This is a genomic window from Nocardia sp. NPDC004573, from assembly GCF_053602135.1.
This window is the reverse complement of record NZ_JBSGDA010000021.1, coordinates 29,410-46,191: the sequence shown is the minus strand read 5'-3', so window position 1 is coordinate 46,191 and position 16,782 is coordinate 29,410. Positions and strand designations below refer to the sequence as shown.

The window sequence follows — 16,782 nt, the reverse complement described above, 5'->3', positions numbered from 1 at the left end:
CCCGCGGGCGTGTCTGCTCCGGTGCCGCGCGGCCCGGCTCGAGGCATGATCGTGACCATGGATGGTCACGACGAGCTGATGAGCCTGGCCGAGCGGTACTGGGACGCGGTGCTCGAGGCGGCGCCGAGCGAGGCGACCTTGCTCGGCGACCGCCGCTTCGACGATCGGATCGAGGATCTGTCCGTCGACGCCGAGCAGCGGTTGCTGTCGACCTGGCGCGAGCTGCTGCGCGCGGTGGACGCGCTCGACGCGCAGCGATTGAGCCCGGCCGACCGCATCACCCGCAGCTTGTTGCGCACCGAGTTGAGCGGCGCGGTGGCGCACTTGGAATGGCGGCCGGTGGAACTGGCCTCCGATCAGATGAACGGGGTGCACGCGGGAGTGCTGATGGTCGCGCCGCAGACGAACGCGCCGCAGCCGCAGCACGCGCTGGCGCTGGTGCGTCGCTACCGGCAGTTCGGCGACATGCTCGGCCAGGCCGTGGAACGCTTCCGGGCCGGACTCGCCGCGGGCCGCCCGCCGGCGCGGATCACCATCGAACGCTCGCTCAACCAATTGGACGGCTACTTGGACTCGGACATCGCCGCCGACCCCTTCGTCACCTTCCCCGGGCCGGAGGGCTGGGATGGTGAGGCCGCGTGGCGCGCCGAATTGGCCGACGTGGCGCGGGATGTCATCCGGCCCGCGTTCCAGGTCTACCGAGACGCCCTCTACGACGAACTGCTGCCCGCCGCCCGTCCCGACGACCGGCCTGGTCTGTGCTGGCTCGGCGCCGACGGCGAGGACATCTACCGGCGGCTGCTGCGCCATCACACGACGCTGCCCGAGCTCGGCGCCGACGCGATCCACGACCTGGGTCTCGCGGAACTGGCGAAGCTGCGCGAGGAATACGCGACGGTGGGCGCGCGCCTGTTCGGCACCGCCGATCTCGGCGAGATCTTCGCCCGGCTGCGCGAGGACCCCGCGCTGTGCTACGACGACGCCGAGCAGATCATGTTCGACGCCCGCCGGGCGCTGGCCCTGGCCACCGCCGAGATGGGGAACTGGTTCGGGCGCCTGCCGAAGGAGTCCTGCGACATCGTGCCGGTGCCCGAGTTCCTGGCCGCCGATTCGCCCGCGGCGTATTACTTCCCGCCCGCGGCCGACGGTTCCCGGCCGGGCACGTATTTCGTCAACCAGCACCATCCCACCGGCCGCGGCCGCTTCGAGACCGCGTCGGTGGCCTATCACGAGGCGATTCCCGGCCACCATCTGCAGCTGACCATCGCCAACGAGCTCGACCACTTGCCGCGCTTCCAGCGCCAGTCCTTCGCCAACACCGCCTTCGTCGAGGGATGGGCGCTCTACACCGAGCGGCTGGCCGACGAGATGGGTTTGTACGAGGACGATCTCGGCCGGCTCGGCATGCTGGCCGGGGACTCCTGGCGCTCCTGCCGCCTGGTGGTCGACACCGGCCTGCACGCGAAGGGATGGAGCAGGCAGCAGGCGATCGACTTCATGGTGGCCAACGCGCCGGTCGGCCTGGCCGAGATCACCGTGGAGGTGGACCGTTACATCGCGATGCCGGGCCAGGCGGTCGGCTACAAGATCGGTCAGCTGGAGATCCTGCGCCAACGGGTCGCGACCACCGAGCGGCTCGGCGCGGCCTTCGACATCAAGGCCTTCCACGACGTGGTGCTCGGTTCCGGGTCGGTGAGCCTGCCCGTGTTGCGAGAACTGGTCGCCACGCTCTGACGCCGAGGACGCGGCGGACATCCGCGCCGCACGAACCGGAGCACCGGTACCTGGCGGCGCGCGGCTGCCGGGTGTCGGCGTATCGCCGTGTCGGTGCCGGTCCCTAGACTCTGGGACGTGAGTTCACCCACGACCGCTCCCCGTCCTGCCCCCGCGTCCGGCTCCGGCGATCCCGGCTCGGGAGCCCGGCCGACGCTGCTGCTGCTGGACGGGCATTCGATCGCCTATCGCGCGTTCTTCGCGCTACCGGCGGAGAATTTCAAGACGGTCACCGGGCAGACCACGAACGCGGTCTACGGCTTCACCGCGATGCTGATCAACCTGCTGCGCGACGAGAAGCCGACGCATGTGGCCGCGGCGTTCGACGTCTCGCGCCAGACCTTCCGCGCCGAGGCGTACCCGGAGTACAAGGCCAACCGCACCACGACGCCGGACGAGTTCCGCGGCCAGGTCGAACTCACCAAGGACGTGCTGGGCGCCCTGGGCATCCCGGTGATGGCGATCGACGGCTTCGAGGCCGACGACGTCATCGCCACGCTCACCACGCAGGCGACGGCCGCGGGTTTCCGCGTGCTCATCGTCACCGGCGACCGGGACTCGATCCAGTTGGTCGACGAGAACGTCACGGTGTTGTACCCGCGCAAGGGCGTCTCCGACCTCACCCGGTTCACGCCGGAGGAAGTGATGGCCAAATACGGCCTCACCCCGAACCAGTACCCCGACTACGCGGCGCTGCGCGGCGATCCCAGCGACAACCTGCCCGGTATCCCGGGGGTGGGGGAGAAGACCGCCGCCAAGTGGATCCGCGAGTACGGCGATCTGAACACCCTGGTGGAGAAGGTCGACCAAGTGAAGGGCAAGGTCGGCGACGCGCTGCGGGCGAACCTGAGCAGCGTGGTGCTCAACCGGCAGCTCACCGAGCTGATGCGGGAGGTGCCGTTGCCCTACACCCTCGATCAGCTGGCGCAGGGGCCGTGGGATCGGGAGAAGATCCATCAGCTGTTCGACGATCTCGAGTTCCGCGTACTGCGCGACCGGCTGTTCGAGACGCTCGCTCCGCCGGAGCCGGAGGCGGAGGCCGGTTTCGAGATCAGCGGCGGCGCGCTGGAGATCGGTGCGGTCGCGGGCTGGCTGGCCGAGCACGCGAAAGCCGGTGTACGTCACGGTGTCTCGATCGTCGGCACGGGTTCTCCGGCCGGTGGCGACGTGCGCGCGCTCGCCATCGCGGCGGGCGACGGCGAGAGCGGTTACATCGACGTCACGGTGCTCACCCCGGAGGACGAGGCCGCGCTGGGGGCCTGGCTCGCCGACCCGGCGGTGCCGAAGGCGCTGCACGAGGCCAAGGCCGCGCTGCACGCCCTGCGCGGTCGCGGCTGGACCCTCGGCGGGCTGACCAGCGACACCGCGCTGGCGGCGTATCTCGTCCGTCCCGGCCAGCGCACATTCAACCTCGATGACTTGTCGCTGCGCTACCTGCACCGGGAACTGCGCGCCGAGGTCGGTGAGACCCCGCAGCTGTCGCTGCTCGACGACGAGGACGCGGTCGACGCCGAACTCGCGCGGGCGCAGATGCTGCGCGCGCGGGCGGTCGCGGACCTGGCCGACGCGCTCGACGGAGAACTGGCCGAGATCGAGTCCACCCCGCTGCTGGCGGACATGGAGCTGCCGCTGCTCGGCGTGCTGTCCACCTTGGAGGAGGCGGGCATCGCGGTGGACACCGACCAGCTGGCGACGCTGCAGCGCCAGTTCGCCGACCGGGTCGCCGAGGCGGCCGAGGCGGCCTACGACGTGATCGGCAAGCAGATCAATCTCGGCTCGCCCAAGCAGTTGCAGGTGGTGCTGTTCGACGAACTGGACATGCCGAAGACCAAGCGCACCAAGACCGGCTACACCACCGACGCGGACGCGCTCGAGTCGCTGTACGAGAAGACCCAGCACGCGTTCCTGGAGCACCTGCTCGCGCATCGGGACGCCACCCGGCTGAAGGTCACCGTCGACGGCCTGCTCAAGTGCGTCGCCGAGGACGGCCGCATCCATACCACGTTCAACCAGACGATCGCGGCCACCGGCCGGTTGTCCTCCACCGAACCGAACCTGCAGAACATCCCGATCCGCACCGACACCGGCAGGCAGATCCGCGACACCTTCGTCGTCGGCGCAGGCTACCAGTCGCTGATGACCGCGGACTACAGCCAGATCGAGATGCGGATCATGGCGCATCTGTCCGGGGACGAGGGGCTGATCGAGGCGTTCAACTCGGGCGAGGATCTGCACAGCTTCGTGGCGTCGAAAGCGTTCGACATCCCGATCTCCGAGGTCAGCCCGGAGATGCGCCGCCGGATCAAGGCGATGTCCTACGGCTTGGCCTACGGGTTGAGTTCCTACGGTCTGTCCGCGCAGTTGAAGATCAGCACCACCGAGGCGAAGGAACAGATGGAGGTCTACTTCGCCCGCTTCGGCGGTATCCGGGACTATCTGTACGAGGTGGTGGAGCAGGCGCGCAAGGTGGGTTACACCCAGACGCTGTTCGGCCGCCGCCGCTACCTGCCCGATCTGGACTCCAGTAACCGGCAGCGCCGGGAGGCGGCCGAGCGGATGGCGCTCAACGCCCCGATCCAGGGCACCGCGGCCGACATCATCAAGGTGGCGATGATCAACGTGCACCGCGCGATGCGCGAGGCCGGTCTGCGCTCCAGGATGCTGCTGCAGATCCACGACGAACTGTTGTTCGAGGTCGCCGAGGGGGAACGGGAGGCGCTCGAGGCGCTGGCGCGCGAGCAGATGTCCGCGGCGATCGCTTTGTCGGTGCCGCTGGAGGTCTCGGTCGGCGTAGGCCACAGCTGGGATTCCGCCGCGCACTGACCGGCGCGACACAGGAGGACATGCCGGGCCCGACCGCACGGGCCCGGCATCCGGCATCCCGAGAGTTATCATCGGGCCGCCGCGTGCAAGTAAACGAATCACGGTGAACCGGACGGATGACCCGTGCCACGCGGCGACCTACCGTGGGGCTGGTCATACATAGGGATTCACGCATACCGAGCTCAGGGATGGCCCATGACTGTCACCGATGAGTACTTGCAGAACAACGCGGCTTATGCGAGCACCTTCCAGGGCCCGCTGCCGCTGCCGCCCGCCAAGGGCGTGGCCGTGGTCGCGTGCATGGACGCGCGGCTCAACGTGTACGGCGCGCTCGGCCTCGCCGAGGGCGAGGCACACGTCATCCGCAACGCGGGCGGCGTGGTCACCGCCGACGAGATCCGCTCGCTGGCCATCAGCCAGCGGCTGCTCGGAACCAGGGAGATCATCCTGATCCATCACACCGATTGCGGCATGCTCACCTTCACCGACGACGACTTCAAGGCGAGCATCCAGCGGGAGACGGGGATCAAGCCCGAGTGGGCGGCGGAGGCGTTCTCGGACCTGGAAACCGATGTGCGCCAATCGATCGCGCGCGTCGTCGCCAGCCCGTTCGTGCCGCACAAGGACTCGATCCGCGGCTTCGTCTTCGACGTGGCCACCGGCAAGCTCAACGAGGTCCTTCCACAATAGGAAGGCGAGAAGCGCTGCTACGCAGCGGGATCCGGGTGTGATCGCCGGGATCCCACTGCGTCGGGGCGTGTTTCACGAAGGGCGGCGCGTGACCAGGCGCGCAGAGCGGGCGGTGAGATCCACCTCGTCGCGGGGCGGCGCGCCGTCGGAAAGATCCTCTCGGTGCATCAGCGCCGTCATCCGCTGCTCGAACTCGTGATGTTTGCCGCCCTGGAAAACCGCTGTGACCTCCTCGAAGCCCGCGGCCGCCACCGGATGGCCGGACCGGGTGCGGTTCCAGGGCAGCGCGCGGGCACCGGTGATCTTGTTCCAGGCCACTTCGGCGAAGGCGAACAGGATGAGCAGGACGGCCAGGCCCGGGATGGTCATGGCCACGAGGAGACCCATGTCACCGACGCTACCCTCCGCGCGGACGCACCGCCCTGAACTGCGCGAACAGTACTCGCCAGTAGACAAATCGGGCATCGAATGTGGTTGCTATTGCGTCGCGATGTCCCTATCCTCGATGCCGTGCCGAATCCCGCCGACCGCCGCAGCGCAGCGCTCCTTGTCGCAGACCGCGACAGCGCTCTGCTTTCGGCGTCGCTCACCGGGCCCTCCGTGGCTGCGCAGGCTACCGCCTCCGAGCCCGAGGTTCGCGCCGAGCTACTTCCGCTCACCGCGATGGCGGCGCCGCGTCCCCGCGTTCTCGTAGTACCCCGCCGTAGCGGGGTCTGATCCGGGCCGGCCCCCTCGCTGCGGGCTTTTCCACTTGTTAGTGCTGGTCCCCTCTGTCAACCGAGCCACGACATACTTCGGGAAGACCTACTTTCAATGACCATCCTGACTCTTGATACAGACATGTTCCACGCCGCCGCTCCCAAGGGCCTACGCGCCGAAGCCGCCGGGCTGACCTCGGCGGAGTTCCACAGCCGATACTGCGCGCACGGCGGTCCGATCCGCCTCGGAGAATGGTCGCCCGCGGGCGCCGGAACCGCGGCGTTCACCGCCACGCTGGAATTCGCCGGTCACCTGCGCACCGTGGTCGCCACGGGCAACCCCGTCGCGGCGATGACATCGGCCCTGTACGACGAGGGCTACCCCGTCGAGATCCTGCAATTCCATCAGCGGCGCACCGCGGACGGCACCGCCACCTTCGTGCAGTGCGAATGCAACGGCAGGCGCGGCTGGGGGGCGGCGATCGCCGATGACGGAGCCGAGTCGACGGTCCGCGCCATGATCGCGGGCGTCAACCTGCTCGGCGCGTCCTGAATCGAGCACCGAACCGCGGGGCGGCAGCACGCCGTCCCGCGGCGTCGTGTCGGCAGACCCCGGACGCACAGCGCCCGGACACGGACTGCCGCATACGCGTGTCCGTCTCCGGGTCCGAACGAAACTCGTTGCGGCGCAGTGTCTCACCGCGCCGCGCGCACTACTGTCCGGCCTGCTGCTGCTCGGCGAGTTGCTTGCGCACCTCGTCCATATCCAGCGCCTTGACCTGGGTCACCAGATCCTCGAGCGCCGCGGGCGGCAGCGCGCCGGGCTGGGCGAACACCAGCACACCTTCCCGGAACGCCATGATGGTCGGGATGGAGCGGATGTTGGCAGCCGCCGCGAGGCCCTGCTCGGATTCGGTGTCGACCTTTCCGTGCACCACGTCGGGGTGCTTGTCGGAGGAGGCCTCGAAAGTCGGTGCGAAGCTCTTGCACGGACCGCACCAATCGGCCCAGAAGTCGACGAGTACCACGTCGTTTCCGGTGACGATCTCATCGAAATTGTGCTGGGTCAGCGTCTGGGTGGCCATGACGTCCTCTCGTTTCGGTGTGCCCGCTATAACGCGGGCTGCGTCGGTTATCTTCCACGGCGGATCCGGCCGACCGGCCACTCGCGCCGCTGATCCCCGTCCCATCGACGGATACCCAGCACCGTCGCCGGAAAATCCCGGTCCCGCGCGACGGCGTGGATGGCCTCGCCGAGCTGGTGCGGTGCCAGCCGCCTGGCCAGCGTGATGTGCGGGGTCCACGCGTCCGGGTGCACGTTGGCCGGAACGCCGGGGCACGGGGAGATCGTGTGGAAGATCCGGCGGTGCAGCGTGAGCAGCGCCTCGGACGGGACCACCAGTCGTACCAGGATCGGACGGCGCGCCCCGAAGACCACCAGGCCACCCAGACGCACCGGGATCGGCGCGAAGGCCTGCTCGTCCAGCGCCTGCTCGATGCGCGGCCAGATCTGCCTGGCCACGGCGGCGGTGATGTGCGGGCGGTTGGACTCGTCGGTGCGCGCGGCGAGGCTCCGCACGCCTGCCTCCGCGAGCATCTGCCACTGCCGGCGGATCTCCGTGTCGGCGGCCTCGTCGAGAAGTAGTTCGACCGACTGCACCATGGTCCACCGAAGGTAACCGCAACCGGCGTGTCCGCGGGCCGGTTCCGGCGGCCGGGCCTCTCGCGGGAGGATGTCCCGGTGAACGACGCGAATCGACCCCGGACGACGCGGGCATTGCGGCTCGGCCTGATCGACGGCGACGGCATCGGCCCGGAGGTGGTGCGAGCCGCCAGGCAAGTGGTCGACGAGGCGCTGTCGGCCGCGGGAGCACCGCCGGTGGAGTGGGTGCCGTTGGTGATGGGGCACCGCGCCATCGCCGAGTTCGGCACCCCGCTGCCCGAGCGGACACTGGAGGAACTGTCCGGGGTGGACGCCTGGGTTCTCGGTCCACACGACAACGCGTCCTATCCGGCCGAACATCGCGTCGCGCCGGGCGGCGTGATCCGCAAGCATTTCGACCTCTACGCCAACATCCGTCCGGCGCGGGCCTTCGCGGGCGTGCACGCGGCGGCGCCGGACATCGATCTGGTGATCGTCCGGGAGAACAGCGAAGGGTTCTACGCCGACCGCAACATGTTCGCGGGCTCGGGCGAGTTCCGGCCGACGCCGGATATCGCGATGTCGGTCGGGCTGGTCACCAGGGCCGCCTGCGAACGGATCGCCCACGAGGCGTTCCGGCTTGCCGCGACCCGGCGCAAGCGGGTGACCATCGTGCACAAAGCCAATGTCCTGCCGCTGACGATGGGGCTTTTCCGGGACGTCTGCCACGAGGTCGGCCTGGGGTATCCGGGAGTCGAGGTGGAGGACGAGCACGTCGACGCGGCGGCCGCCCACCTGGTTCGCGCGGCCGCCGATTACGACGTGCTGGTCACCGAGAACCTGTTCGGCGACATCCTGTCCGACCTGGCCGGGGAGTTGAGCGGGTCGCTGGGGCTGGCCGCGTCGCTCAACTGCTCGGCCACCACGGCGATGGCCCAGGCGGTGCACGGCGCCGCGCCTGCGCTGGCCGGGCACAACCGGGCCAACCCGGCGGCGTTGCAGTTGTCGGCGGCGATGCTGCTGCGCTGGCTGGCGACTCGGGACGCCGAGGTCACCTTCGCGCGGGCGGGTGAGCGGATCGAGCGGGCCGTCGCCGCGACCTTCGCGGCCGGCATCGCCACCGCCGACCTCGGAGGACAGGCCTCCACCAGTGAATTCACCGAGCAGGTGTGCGCCAGGGTGCATCGCAGGTAGACCCGCGGTGCCGCCTCCCGCCGCTCGACCAAGTAGGGTGTCGCGCCGATGCGCCCGGCACGGGTCGCGCGAGGAGTTCGTGTTGCTGTTGCATTACTGTCCAGCGCGGAGCGGCCCGGTCGCTTAGATTGCCAAACGGGTGATGACGCCCGGGTTGCGTGAAGCCAAATGTGGAGGGCTGCTGTGTCTGATCGTTCGTTTCTCGGCAGGCGCACCCTGCGAGCCACCTTGGGTGCGCTCGCCGCGGGCGCGCTGGTCCTGACCGGGTGTACCAACACCGAGGAGACCGGCCCCTCGGCGGCCAAGGTGCAGGTGGACAAGGTCGACGAGATCGCCGCCCAGCTCCCCGACAAGATCAAGCAGTCCGGCAAGCTCGTCGTCGGCGTGAACATCCCCTACCAGCCGAACGAGTACAAGGACGCGAGCGGCCGGATCGTCGGCTTCGACGTGGATCTGATGGACGCGGTCGCCTCCGTGCTGGGCGTGAAGGCCGAGTATGTCGAGTCCGCGTTCGAGAAGATCATCCCCTCGATCCAGGCCGGTACCTACGACGTGGGCATGTCGTCGATCACCGACTCCAAGGAACGGGAGCAGCAGGTCGACTTCACCACCTACTTCAACGCGGGCGTCCAGTGGGCCCAGCAGAAGGGCAAGCCGATCGACCCGGAGAATGCCTGCGGCAAGAAGGTCGCCGTCCAGGCCACGACCGTGGAGCACACCGACGAGGTGCCCGCCAAGAGCGCCAAGTGCGTCGCCGAGGGCAAGCCCGCCATCGATATCAAGCCGTTCGACGAGCAGAGCGCCGCGACCAACGCGCTGGTGCTCGGTCAGGTCGACGCGATGTCGGCCGACTCCCCGGTGACGGCGTACGCGATCAAGCAGAGCGACGGCAAGATCGAGACCGCGGGCCCGGTGTTCGACTCCGCGCCCTACGGCTGGGCGGTGCCCAAGGGCGCGCCGCTGGCCGCCGTGCTGCAGAAGGCGGTCCAGCACCTGATCGACAACGGCCAATACCTCGAGATCACGAAGAACTGGGGCGTCCAGGAAGGCGCCATCAGCAAGTCGGTCGTCAACGGTGCCGTGAGCTGATCGATGGTGGACAACGACACTCGGCCTGCGCCCGGCGATCCCGGGCCCGGCGGAGCGGACTCGACGCGGGAGCCGGAGCCGATCAAAGCGGTTCCGCTGCGCAGGCCGGGCCGTTGGGTAGCGGCGGCGGTGATCCTGGTCCTGGTGGCGCTGTTCGTCTATGGTGCCGCCACGAACCCGGCGTATCGCTGGGACACCTATGGGAAGTACCTCTTCGACACCCGGATCCTGGCAGGCGCCGTCGTCACGCTCGAACTGACCGTGTGCGCGATGGCGATCGCGGTCGCGCTCGGGACGACGCTCGCGGTGATGCGGCTGTCGCCGAATCCGGTGCTGCGCGCCACCTCGTGGGTGTATCTCTGGGTCTTCCGCGGTACCCCGGTGTTCGTGCAGCTGGTGTTCTGGGGCCTGGTCCCGTCGCTGTACAGCAAGATCCAGCTCGGCGTTCCGTTCGGGCCGCAGTTCTTCCATCTCGACGTGCAGCAGCTACAGGCCGCGTTCGCCTTCGCCGTGCTCGGACTCGGTCTCAACGAGGCCGCCTACATGGCCGAGATCGTGCGCGCCGGAATCAACTCCGTCGGTGAGGGACAGCGGGAGGCGTCGTTCGCGCTCGGCATGTCCTGGAGCCAGACCATGCGCCGCACCGTGCTGCCGCAGGCCATGCGCGTGATCATCCCGCCGACCGGCAACGAGCTCATCGGCATGCTGAAGACCACCTCGCTGGTCACCGGCATCCCGCTGAGCACCGATCTGTTCGGCCGGGCGCGCGACATCTACGGCGTCAACTTCCAGCCCATTCCGCTGTTGCTGGTCGCCGCCACCTGGTACCTGGCGATCACGAGCGTGCTCATGATCGGGCAGTACTACTTGGAGCGCTACTACTCGCGCGGCGTCTCCCGCCGGCTGACCGCCAAGCAGCTGCAGGAACTGGCCGACGCCCAGCAGGGGGATATGGCGAAATGAGCGTGGACGTGGTGAAGAACGCCGCCGCTGCGATGATCGTCGCGGACCGCGTGTGCAAGAACTTCGGGGCACTGCAGGTGCTCAAGGGCGTGTCCCTGGAAGTCGGCCGCGGCGAGGTGCTGTGCCTGATCGGGCCGTCCGGCTCCGGCAAGTCGACATTCCTGCGCTGCATCAATCACCTGGAACAGGTGAACGCGGGCCGGCTGTACGTGGACGGCGAGATCGTGGGCTACCGGGAGAAGAACGGCAAGCTCTACGAGATGCACCCGCGCGACGCGGCCAAGCAGCGCCGCGAGATCGGCATGGTGTTCCAGCACTTCAACCTGTTCCCGCACCGGACGGCGCTGGAGAACATCATCGAGGCGCCCACCCAGGTCAAAAAGGTACGCAAGGCGGATGCGATGACCAGGGCGAGGGAACTGCTGGATCGTGTCGGCCTGGCGGACAAGGCGAACGCCTACCCGGCGCAGCTGTCCGGCGGTCAGCAGCAGCGCGTGGCGATCGCCCGCGCGCTGGCCATGGACCCGAAGCTCATGTTGTTCGACGAGCCGACTTCCGCGCTGGACCCGGAGCTGGTCGGGGAGGTGCTGACGGTCATGCGGGAACTCGCCCGATCGGGCATGACGATGGTGGTGGTGACCCACGAGATGGGGTTCGCCCGCGAGGTCGCCGACCAGCTGGTGTTCATGGACGGCGGTGTGGTGGTGGAGGCGGGAGCGCCGCGGCAGCTGCTGGCCGATCCGCGGCACGAGCGCACCAAAGCGTTCCTGTCCCGACTGCTCTGATCCCGGCCGAGAATCCTTCCGCAGACGCCCGCCGACGGTGGCGATGAACCGTCGGCTGGACCGGCTCTGTGATCCGCCGCCACCTGGGCCGAGGTGCGCGATTCGGCGCGGGCAACCGCTCGGCGCGTGGGTGATGGCAGGCAGGGACGGTGCGGTTCGGCCGCGCGAGCAGCAGTTCGGTCGCGACGCCCGGGCAGGCGGTCGCTGGGCTCAGGTATCGGTGCGCAGGGCGAGGCGCAACTGTCCGAGCAGCACCTTGGCCGCCGGGCTCGCGGGGCGGTCGGTGCGCCAGGCCAGCGCGAGTCGCCCACGTGGTTCCGGTTCGACGATGCGGATGGTCCGCACCCCGAATGCCGCGGCCTCCGCGGCGGTGAGCTCGGGTACGACGGCGACACCGAGACCGCGGGCCGCCAAGCGCAGCAGCAACGCGGGCGCCGCCGCCTCGTAGGCGACGGTGGGCTGGAATCCGGCCGCCGCGCAGGCTCGCTCGAAGACGCCGCGGATGCCGGTACCCGGCGTCAGGCAGATCAGCGGACGATCGCGCAGCGCGATGAGCGGCAACTCGGGACCGCAGCCGGGATCCGTCGCCGCGATCGCGGCCACCAGCGCGGTCTCCAGCACTACTTCGATGCCGATGGCAGGATCGAGCTCCGCGCCGGTCAGCCCGATCAGGGCTACGTCCAGCTCACCCCGTCCGAGGGCGGCGAGCATCCGCTCCGAGGTGTCCTCGGTGAGGCTGATGCCGACCTGCGGGTGGTCGTGATGGAAGTCCGCGAGCACGGCGGCGACGTCGAACTCCTCGACCGCCGCCCCCGAGATGAGGCCCATCCGGACTTGACCCCGCAGCAAGCCGGTGAACTCGTCCACCGTGTGAGTGACTCGCTCGGCGGCGGCCAGCGCGGCTCGCGCGTGCGGTAGGACGGCGGCGCCGACTTCGGTCAGGGTGACGCTGCGCCCGCCGCGGTCGAGCAGGGGATGGCCGAGTTCGCGCTCCAATTGGCGGATTTGGGCGCTGAGCCCTGGCTGAGCCAAGTGCAGCCGTGCTGCGGCGCGGGTGAAGCTTCCTTCCTGCGCGACGGTGACGAAGTAGCGCAGCTGGCGCAATTCCATAACTGATCATTATAGGTAGAAGAAGAACTATCTGTTTTACTTCTCCGTGTTGGCGGAGCAGGGTCGAAGCATGGGAAACAACGCCGCACAAACCACGGAAAAACTCGACATCTTCACCGGTCCGGTGTTCCACCCCGGTGACGAGGGCTACGACGCGGAGATCGCCGGCTTCCAAACCGCCTACACGCATCGGCCCGCGCTGGTCGTCGGGGCGGTACACGCCGAGGACGTGCGCGCCGCCGTGGAGTACGCCGGGCGCCACGAGCTGCCGATCGCCGTGCAGGCCACCGGCCACGGGCTGTCCGTCGCCACCGACGGCGGGCTGCTGATCAGCACCCGGCGGATGACGGGCATCCGGATCGACCCGGCCCGCCGGACCGCGTACGTCGGCGCGGGAGTCCGCGCCGGCGCGCTGGTCGAAGCGGCGGCCGAGCACGGCTTGGCGCCGCTGAACGGGTCGTCACCGTCGGTGGGCGTGGTGGGCTATCTGCTCGGCGGCGGCGTCGGCCTGCTGGCGCGCCGGTTCGGCTACGCGGCCGAGCACGTCCGGACGATCGAACTGGTCACCGCCGACGGCCGGGTGCGCACTCTCACACCCGAGGACGACCTGTTCGGCGCCGTACTCGGCAGCGGCGGCAACTTCGGCGTCGTGACGGGGCTGGAGGTCGGTCTGGTGCCGGTGACGACGGTGTACGGCGGACAGCTGGTCTTCGACACGCCGTTGGTCGAGCGGGCGCTGGAGGCGTGGCGGCGGTGGACCGCGACCGTGCCCGACGAAGTGACCTCGACGGTCACCATGCTGGCCTTTCCGGACATCCCGCAGGTGCCCGCGCCACTGCGGGGACGGTACGTCGCCTCGGTCCGGATCGCGTACAACGGGCCCGCCGGGGAAGGAGAACGACTGGTCGCGCCGTTGCGGGCGGTCGGGGAACGCCTGAAGGACGACCTGCGCGCGATGCCGTACACCGAGTCGCACACCATTCACAGCGACCCCGATCATCCGCACGCCTACGCGGCCACCAACGCCTTGCTCGGCGAGTTCACCGGGGAGACGGCCGCGGCTCTGCTTCGCGTCGCGGGCCCGGACTCCGGCGCCGGGGCCGTCGTCGACGTGCGTCATCTCGGTGGCGCGCTGGCCCGGACCGGCGACGCCGGGATCGCGGTGGACCATCGCGACGCGGCGTACATCACGCGGATCATCACCGATCCGGCCGACGCCGCGACCCGGGCGGGAATCCGGGCCGCGCTGACGCCGTGGACGCTCGGTCACAGCCTCAATTTCCTCTACGGCGCTGGCGCCGAAGCGGACGAGGCGCAGACCCGCGCGGGTTATCGGCCGGACACCTACGCCCGGCTGGCCGCGCTCAAGGCTCGGCACGATCCCCACAATCTGTTCCGTTTCAACCGCAACATCCGGCCGGACGCCGGGTGATTCGCCGCCGCCGTGCCCTGGTCGGGCGCGGCGGCAGCATGCTATCTTCGTGATATCACTCTGATATTGGGAGGATGTCATGCAGTTTCGACCCGCGTTCCACGTCAACGGCTTCCTGGTGCTGTTGGGGTGGTTCGTGCTCACGGTCTTGTCCGGCGGCGGTGCGGTGCTCGGTTTCGTCGTGGGCGCCCGGGACGGCAACGCCCTCGCCGTGGGCGGCGCGGTGGCGGCGACCGTCGTGGTCGTCGTCCTGCTGTTGCTCGCGACGGGGCTGACGGTGGTGAACCCGAACGAAGCCAAGGTGGTCCAGTTCTTCGGCCGCTACATCGGCTCGGTGAGCGAGCCGGGCTTCTTCTCGGTGCTCCCGCTGACCGACCGCAAGAGCATCTCGCTGCGCGTGCGCAACTTCGAGACCCAGAAGCTGAAGGTCAACGACGCCGACGGCAACCCGGTGGAGATCGCGGCGGTGGTGGTCTACCGGGTGGTGGACAGCTTCAAGGCCGCCTTCGCCGTCGACGACTACGAGGAGTACGTCGAGACCCAGTCCGAAGCGGCCGTCCGGCACCTGGCCACGACGCACCCGTACGATGCGCACGAGGCCGACACCACCAGCCTGCGCGACGGCGCCGAGGTGGCCGAGGAATTGACCGTCGAACTGCGCGAACGCACCGAGATGGCGGGTATCGAGGTGCTGGAGGCGCGGATCACCCACCTCGCGTACGCGCCCGAGATCGCCCAGGCGATGCTGGTGCGCCAGCAGGCCGCCCAGGTGGTGGCGGCGCGGACCAGGATCGTGGAAGGCGCGGTCGGAATGGTCGGCCTGGCGCTGGAGCGGCTCGCGCAGGAGGGCATGGTGCAGTTGGACGAGGAACGCAAAGCTGCGATGGTGTCGAATCTGCTCGTCGTCCTGTGCGGTGACCGCCCCACCCAGCCCGTCGTCAACGCCGGTTCGCTCTACTCCTGAGGCGGACTGCCCATGGCCGAGCGCAAGAAACTGCTGCTACGCCTGGACCCGGCCGTCCACGACGCCATCGCGAAGTGGGCGGCCGACGACCTGCGCAGTATCAACGCCCAGATCGAGTACGCGCTGCGTCTGGCGCTGGAGCAGGCGGGGCGCAAACCGAAGTCGCAGTGACACGACCTCGATACCGATCAGAGATGGCGCCCCGGCCCGAGGGCGCGAAGACTGCAAGGTGTCAGCAAATGTCCGGCCATCGGCACCGAGAGGGGAAATGATGACCACGGTCGTGCACATCGACGACACCGTCCGCGATTACGAGACGTGGAAGCCCGCGTTCGACGGACTGGTGCAGTTCTACACCGAGGCCGGAGCCCGCAACTGCCGGGTGGCGCGGTTCACGCACAACCCCAACCGGGTGCTCATCGAACTGGACTTCGACACCATGGCAAAGGCCGAAGCCTTCCGGGACGGCCTGCACAAGCTGATCGACCTGCCGCGGACGCAGATGCTGCTGGTCAGCCACGAGGTATCCCTCCTCGAGCTGGTCGACGACCGCCGCCTCACGGCCCCGGCTTCCTCGTGACGAAGATGGCCGTACCGGGGAACAGCTCGCCGCGCAGCGGACTCCACTGCCCCCATTCGCGCTCGAGCCACTCCGGCCATTCCGGTTCGACGATGTCCTCCACCACCAGCCCCGCCGCGACGATCTCCCGGACCCGGTCGCCGATGGTGCGGTGGTGCTCGACGTAGACGGGCACGTCGTCGCCGTCGACCTCGACGTAAGGCGTGCGGTCGAAGTAGGGGATGGTGGCGGTCAGCCCCGCCGGGCCGGGATCGTCCGGGAAAATCCAGCGCATCGGGTGGTTCACGGAGAAGACCCAGCGTCCGCCCGGCCGCAGCACGCGCGCCACCTCGCGCATCACCAACCCCGAATCCGCGACGAACGGCACCGCGCCGAACGCCGAGCAGGCCAGATCGAACGACGCGTCCGCGAACGGAAGGGCCTCGGCGTCCGCCTGCACCAGCGGCACCCGCGGTCCGCCGCGCGCCATCACCGCCGCACCCCGCTCCAGCATGCCGCGCGACAGATCGAGCCCGACCGGATGCGCGCCCTGTCCCGCCAGCCAGCGCGAGCACGGAGCGGAGCCGCAGCCGATCTCCAACACCCGCTTGCCGGAGAGGTCCCCGAGGAATCGCATGTCTCCCTCGTGGAGACCCTCGGGGCACCAGACGAACTCGCCGCCGGGGGAGTCCACGCCGAGGAAATCCGCGTGCGCCTCGTGGTATTCGGCGGCATCGGCGTCCCACCACCGCCGGCTGGCCACCCTGCTGGCCGCGGATCCGATCCTGGTCCGCGCCGTGCCCGCGGTTCCGAGCAGTACGTTTGCTTGCGCATGGCGATCTTCCGACACGCCGATCAGACTATCGGCGTGGCGACCCGACGGTTTGCCCGCCCGGACCGAGGTCGCGTACGCTGAACGCGCGAGTGTCTTCCGTACAACCGTACCGGAGTTCAACCCGTGCTGAGTTTCACGCGCGTCGCGTGCGGTACGTTCCTAAGTGTCCGTCTTCACACCTCGCGGTGAGATCGCAGCGTACCGAAAGTTCCAATGTCCGCAACC

17 protein-coding genes are annotated in these 16,782 nt (G+C 69.1%); 12 read left to right on the top strand and 5 right to left on the bottom strand.

Annotated elements, in window-relative coordinates; all coding sequences use genetic code 11:
• Positions 1-57 precede the first annotated feature (57 nt).
• From ACWEKR_RS26865 to ACWEKR_RS26855, 3 genes are all read left to right on the top strand, one after another.
• A complete protein-coding gene (locus ACWEKR_RS26865; RefSeq protein ID WP_452356826.1) occupies positions 58-1,734 on the top strand; it encodes a DUF885 domain-containing protein in 1,677 nt (558 codons plus the stop codon).
• Positions 1,735-1,851: 117 nt separating this feature from the next.
• Complete coding sequence (gene polA / locus ACWEKR_RS26860) at positions 1,852-4,596, top strand: DNA polymerase I (RefSeq protein ID WP_452356825.1); 2,745 nt, start codon at positions 1,852-1,854, stop codon at positions 4,594-4,596.
• A 195-nt stretch (positions 4,597-4,791) separates the two neighbouring features.
• Positions 4,792-5,286: a beta-class carbonic anhydrase gene (locus ACWEKR_RS26855; RefSeq protein WP_452356824.1), complete on the top strand. Its 495-nt coding sequence runs from the start codon at positions 4,792-4,794 to the stop codon at positions 5,284-5,286.
• Positions 5,287-5,358: 72 nt separating this feature from the next.
• On the opposite strand, the gene ACWEKR_RS26850 is transcribed toward ACWEKR_RS26855, so the two are convergent.
• Positions 5,359-5,673 carry a DUF6191 domain-containing protein gene (locus ACWEKR_RS26850; protein WP_452356823.1) on the bottom strand — a complete coding sequence of 105 codons (315 nt, stop codon included), beginning with the start codon at positions 5,671-5,673 and terminating at the stop codon, positions 5,359-5,361.
• A gap of 426 nt (positions 5,674-6,099) precedes the next feature.
• Between ACWEKR_RS26850 and ACWEKR_RS26845 the strand changes: the two genes are divergently transcribed.
• On the top strand, positions 6,100-6,537 hold the full coding sequence (locus tag ACWEKR_RS26845; protein WP_159845736.1) for a 2-isopropylmalate synthase: 438 nt from the start codon (positions 6,100-6,102) through the stop codon (positions 6,535-6,537).
• Positions 6,538-6,697: 160 nt separating this feature from the next.
• Here ACWEKR_RS26845 and trxA read toward each other — a convergent pair whose 3' ends face one another.
• Both trxA and ACWEKR_RS26835 read right to left on the bottom strand, forming a co-directional pair.
• On the bottom strand, positions 6,698-7,069 hold the full coding sequence (gene trxA, locus ACWEKR_RS26840; RefSeq protein WP_063022420.1) for a thioredoxin: 372 nt from the start codon (positions 7,067-7,069) through the stop codon (positions 6,698-6,700).
• A gap of 47 nt (positions 7,070-7,116) precedes the next feature.
• Complete coding sequence (locus ACWEKR_RS26835) at positions 7,117-7,647, bottom strand: 2'-5' RNA ligase family protein (RefSeq protein WP_452356822.1); 531 nt, start codon at positions 7,645-7,647, stop codon at positions 7,117-7,119.
• Between the two features lie 78 nt (positions 7,648-7,725).
• Here ACWEKR_RS26835 and ACWEKR_RS26830 point away from each other — a divergent pair, with 78 nt between their 5' ends.
• From ACWEKR_RS26830 to ACWEKR_RS26815, 4 genes are all read left to right on the top strand, one after another.
• On the top strand, positions 7,726-8,820 hold the full coding sequence (locus tag ACWEKR_RS26830; RefSeq protein WP_452356821.1) for an isocitrate/isopropylmalate dehydrogenase family protein: 1,095 nt from the start codon (positions 7,726-7,728) through the stop codon (positions 8,818-8,820).
• A 168-nt stretch (positions 8,821-8,988) separates the two neighbouring features.
• Positions 8,989-9,909: an ABC transporter substrate-binding protein gene (locus ACWEKR_RS26825; protein ID WP_452356820.1), complete on the top strand. Its 921-nt coding sequence runs from the start codon at positions 8,989-8,991 to the stop codon at positions 9,907-9,909.
• Positions 9,910-9,912: 3 nt separating this feature from the next.
• Complete coding sequence (locus ACWEKR_RS26820; RefSeq protein WP_452356819.1) at positions 9,913-10,872, top strand: amino acid ABC transporter permease; 960 nt, start codon at positions 9,913-9,915, stop codon at positions 10,870-10,872.
• Positions 10,873-10,904: 32 nt separating this feature from the next.
• A complete protein-coding gene (locus tag ACWEKR_RS26815; RefSeq protein ID WP_452356891.1) occupies positions 10,905-11,657 on the top strand; it encodes an amino acid ABC transporter ATP-binding protein in 753 nt (250 codons plus the stop codon).
• A gap of 210 nt (positions 11,658-11,867) precedes the next feature.
• On the opposite strand, the gene ACWEKR_RS26810 is transcribed toward ACWEKR_RS26815, so the two are convergent.
• Complete coding sequence (locus ACWEKR_RS26810) at positions 11,868-12,767, bottom strand: LysR family transcriptional regulator (protein ID WP_452356818.1); 900 nt, start codon at positions 12,765-12,767, stop codon at positions 11,868-11,870.
• Between the two features lie 70 nt (positions 12,768-12,837).
• Between ACWEKR_RS26810 and ACWEKR_RS26805 the strand changes: the two genes are divergently transcribed.
• From ACWEKR_RS26805 to ACWEKR_RS26790, 4 genes are all read left to right on the top strand, one after another.
• Positions 12,838-14,199 (top strand): FAD-binding oxidoreductase, encoded by a 1,362-nt coding sequence (locus tag ACWEKR_RS26805; protein ID WP_452356817.1) that lies wholly within the window; start codon positions 12,838-12,840, stop codon positions 14,197-14,199.
• A 79-nt stretch (positions 14,200-14,278) separates the two neighbouring features.
• A complete protein-coding gene (locus ACWEKR_RS26800; RefSeq protein ID WP_452356816.1) occupies positions 14,279-15,163 on the top strand; it encodes an SPFH domain-containing protein in 885 nt (294 codons plus the stop codon).
• A 12-nt stretch (positions 15,164-15,175) separates the two neighbouring features.
• Positions 15,176-15,334 carry a toxin-antitoxin system HicB family antitoxin gene (locus tag ACWEKR_RS26795; RefSeq protein ID WP_168434213.1) on the top strand — a complete coding sequence of 53 codons (159 nt, stop codon included), beginning with the start codon at positions 15,176-15,178 and terminating at the stop codon, positions 15,332-15,334.
• A 100-nt stretch (positions 15,335-15,434) separates the two neighbouring features.
• Entirely contained in the window at positions 15,435-15,743 is a 309-nt protein-coding gene (locus tag ACWEKR_RS26790) for a hypothetical protein (protein WP_452356815.1), read from the top strand.
• Here the strand turns inward: ACWEKR_RS26790 and ACWEKR_RS26785 are convergent.
• A complete protein-coding gene (locus ACWEKR_RS26785) occupies positions 15,721-16,572 on the bottom strand; it encodes a class I SAM-dependent methyltransferase (protein ID WP_195087849.1) in 852 nt (283 codons plus the stop codon). The two genes, ACWEKR_RS26790 and ACWEKR_RS26785, sit on opposite strands and share 23 nt — an antisense overlap.
• Between the last annotated feature and the right edge of the window lie 210 nt (positions 16,573-16,782).

Excerpts from the sequence above, each read along its gene's own strand:
- ACWEKR_RS26835 (WP_452356822.1), bottom strand. The coding sequence starts at position 7,647 with ATGGTGCAGTCGGTCGAACTACTTCTCGACGAGGCCGCCGACACGGAG.
- ACWEKR_RS26820 (WP_452356819.1), top strand. The coding sequence starts at position 9,913 with ATGGTGGACAACGACACTCGGCCTGCGCCCGGCGATCCCGGGCCCGGC.
- ACWEKR_RS26790 (WP_452356815.1), top strand. The coding sequence starts at position 15,435 with ATGACCACGGTCGTGCACATCGACGACACCGTCCGCGATTACGAGACG.
- ACWEKR_RS26815 (WP_452356891.1), top strand. The coding sequence starts at position 10,905 with ATGATCGTCGCGGACCGCGTGTGCAAGAACTTCGGGGCACTGCAGGTG.
- ACWEKR_RS26865 (WP_452356826.1), top strand. The coding sequence starts at position 58 with ATGGATGGTCACGACGAGCTGATGAGCCTGGCCGAGCGGTACTGGGAC.
- ACWEKR_RS26805 (WP_452356817.1), top strand. The coding sequence starts at position 12,838 with ATGGGAAACAACGCCGCACAAACCACGGAAAAACTCGACATCTTCACC.
- ACWEKR_RS26810 (WP_452356818.1), bottom strand. The coding sequence starts at position 12,767 with ATGGAATTGCGCCAGCTGCGCTACTTCGTCACCGTCGCGCAGGAAGGA.
- trxA (WP_063022420.1), bottom strand. The coding sequence starts at position 7,069 with ATGGCCACCCAGACGCTGACCCAGCACAATTTCGATGAGATCGTCACC.
- ACWEKR_RS26845 (WP_159845736.1), top strand. The coding sequence starts at position 6,100 with ATGACCATCCTGACTCTTGATACAGACATGTTCCACGCCGCCGCTCCC.
- ACWEKR_RS26795 (WP_168434213.1), top strand. The coding sequence starts at position 15,176 with ATGGCCGAGCGCAAGAAACTGCTGCTACGCCTGGACCCGGCCGTCCAC.
- ACWEKR_RS26855 (WP_452356824.1), top strand. The coding sequence starts at position 4,792 with ATGACTGTCACCGATGAGTACTTGCAGAACAACGCGGCTTATGCGAGC.
- ACWEKR_RS26850 (WP_452356823.1), bottom strand. The coding sequence starts at position 5,673 with ATGGGTCTCCTCGTGGCCATGACCATCCCGGGCCTGGCCGTCCTGCTC.
- ACWEKR_RS26800 (WP_452356816.1), top strand. The coding sequence starts at position 14,279 with ATGCAGTTTCGACCCGCGTTCCACGTCAACGGCTTCCTGGTGCTGTTG.
- ACWEKR_RS26825 (WP_452356820.1), top strand. The coding sequence starts at position 8,989 with ATGTGGAGGGCTGCTGTGTCTGATCGTTCGTTTCTCGGCAGGCGCACC.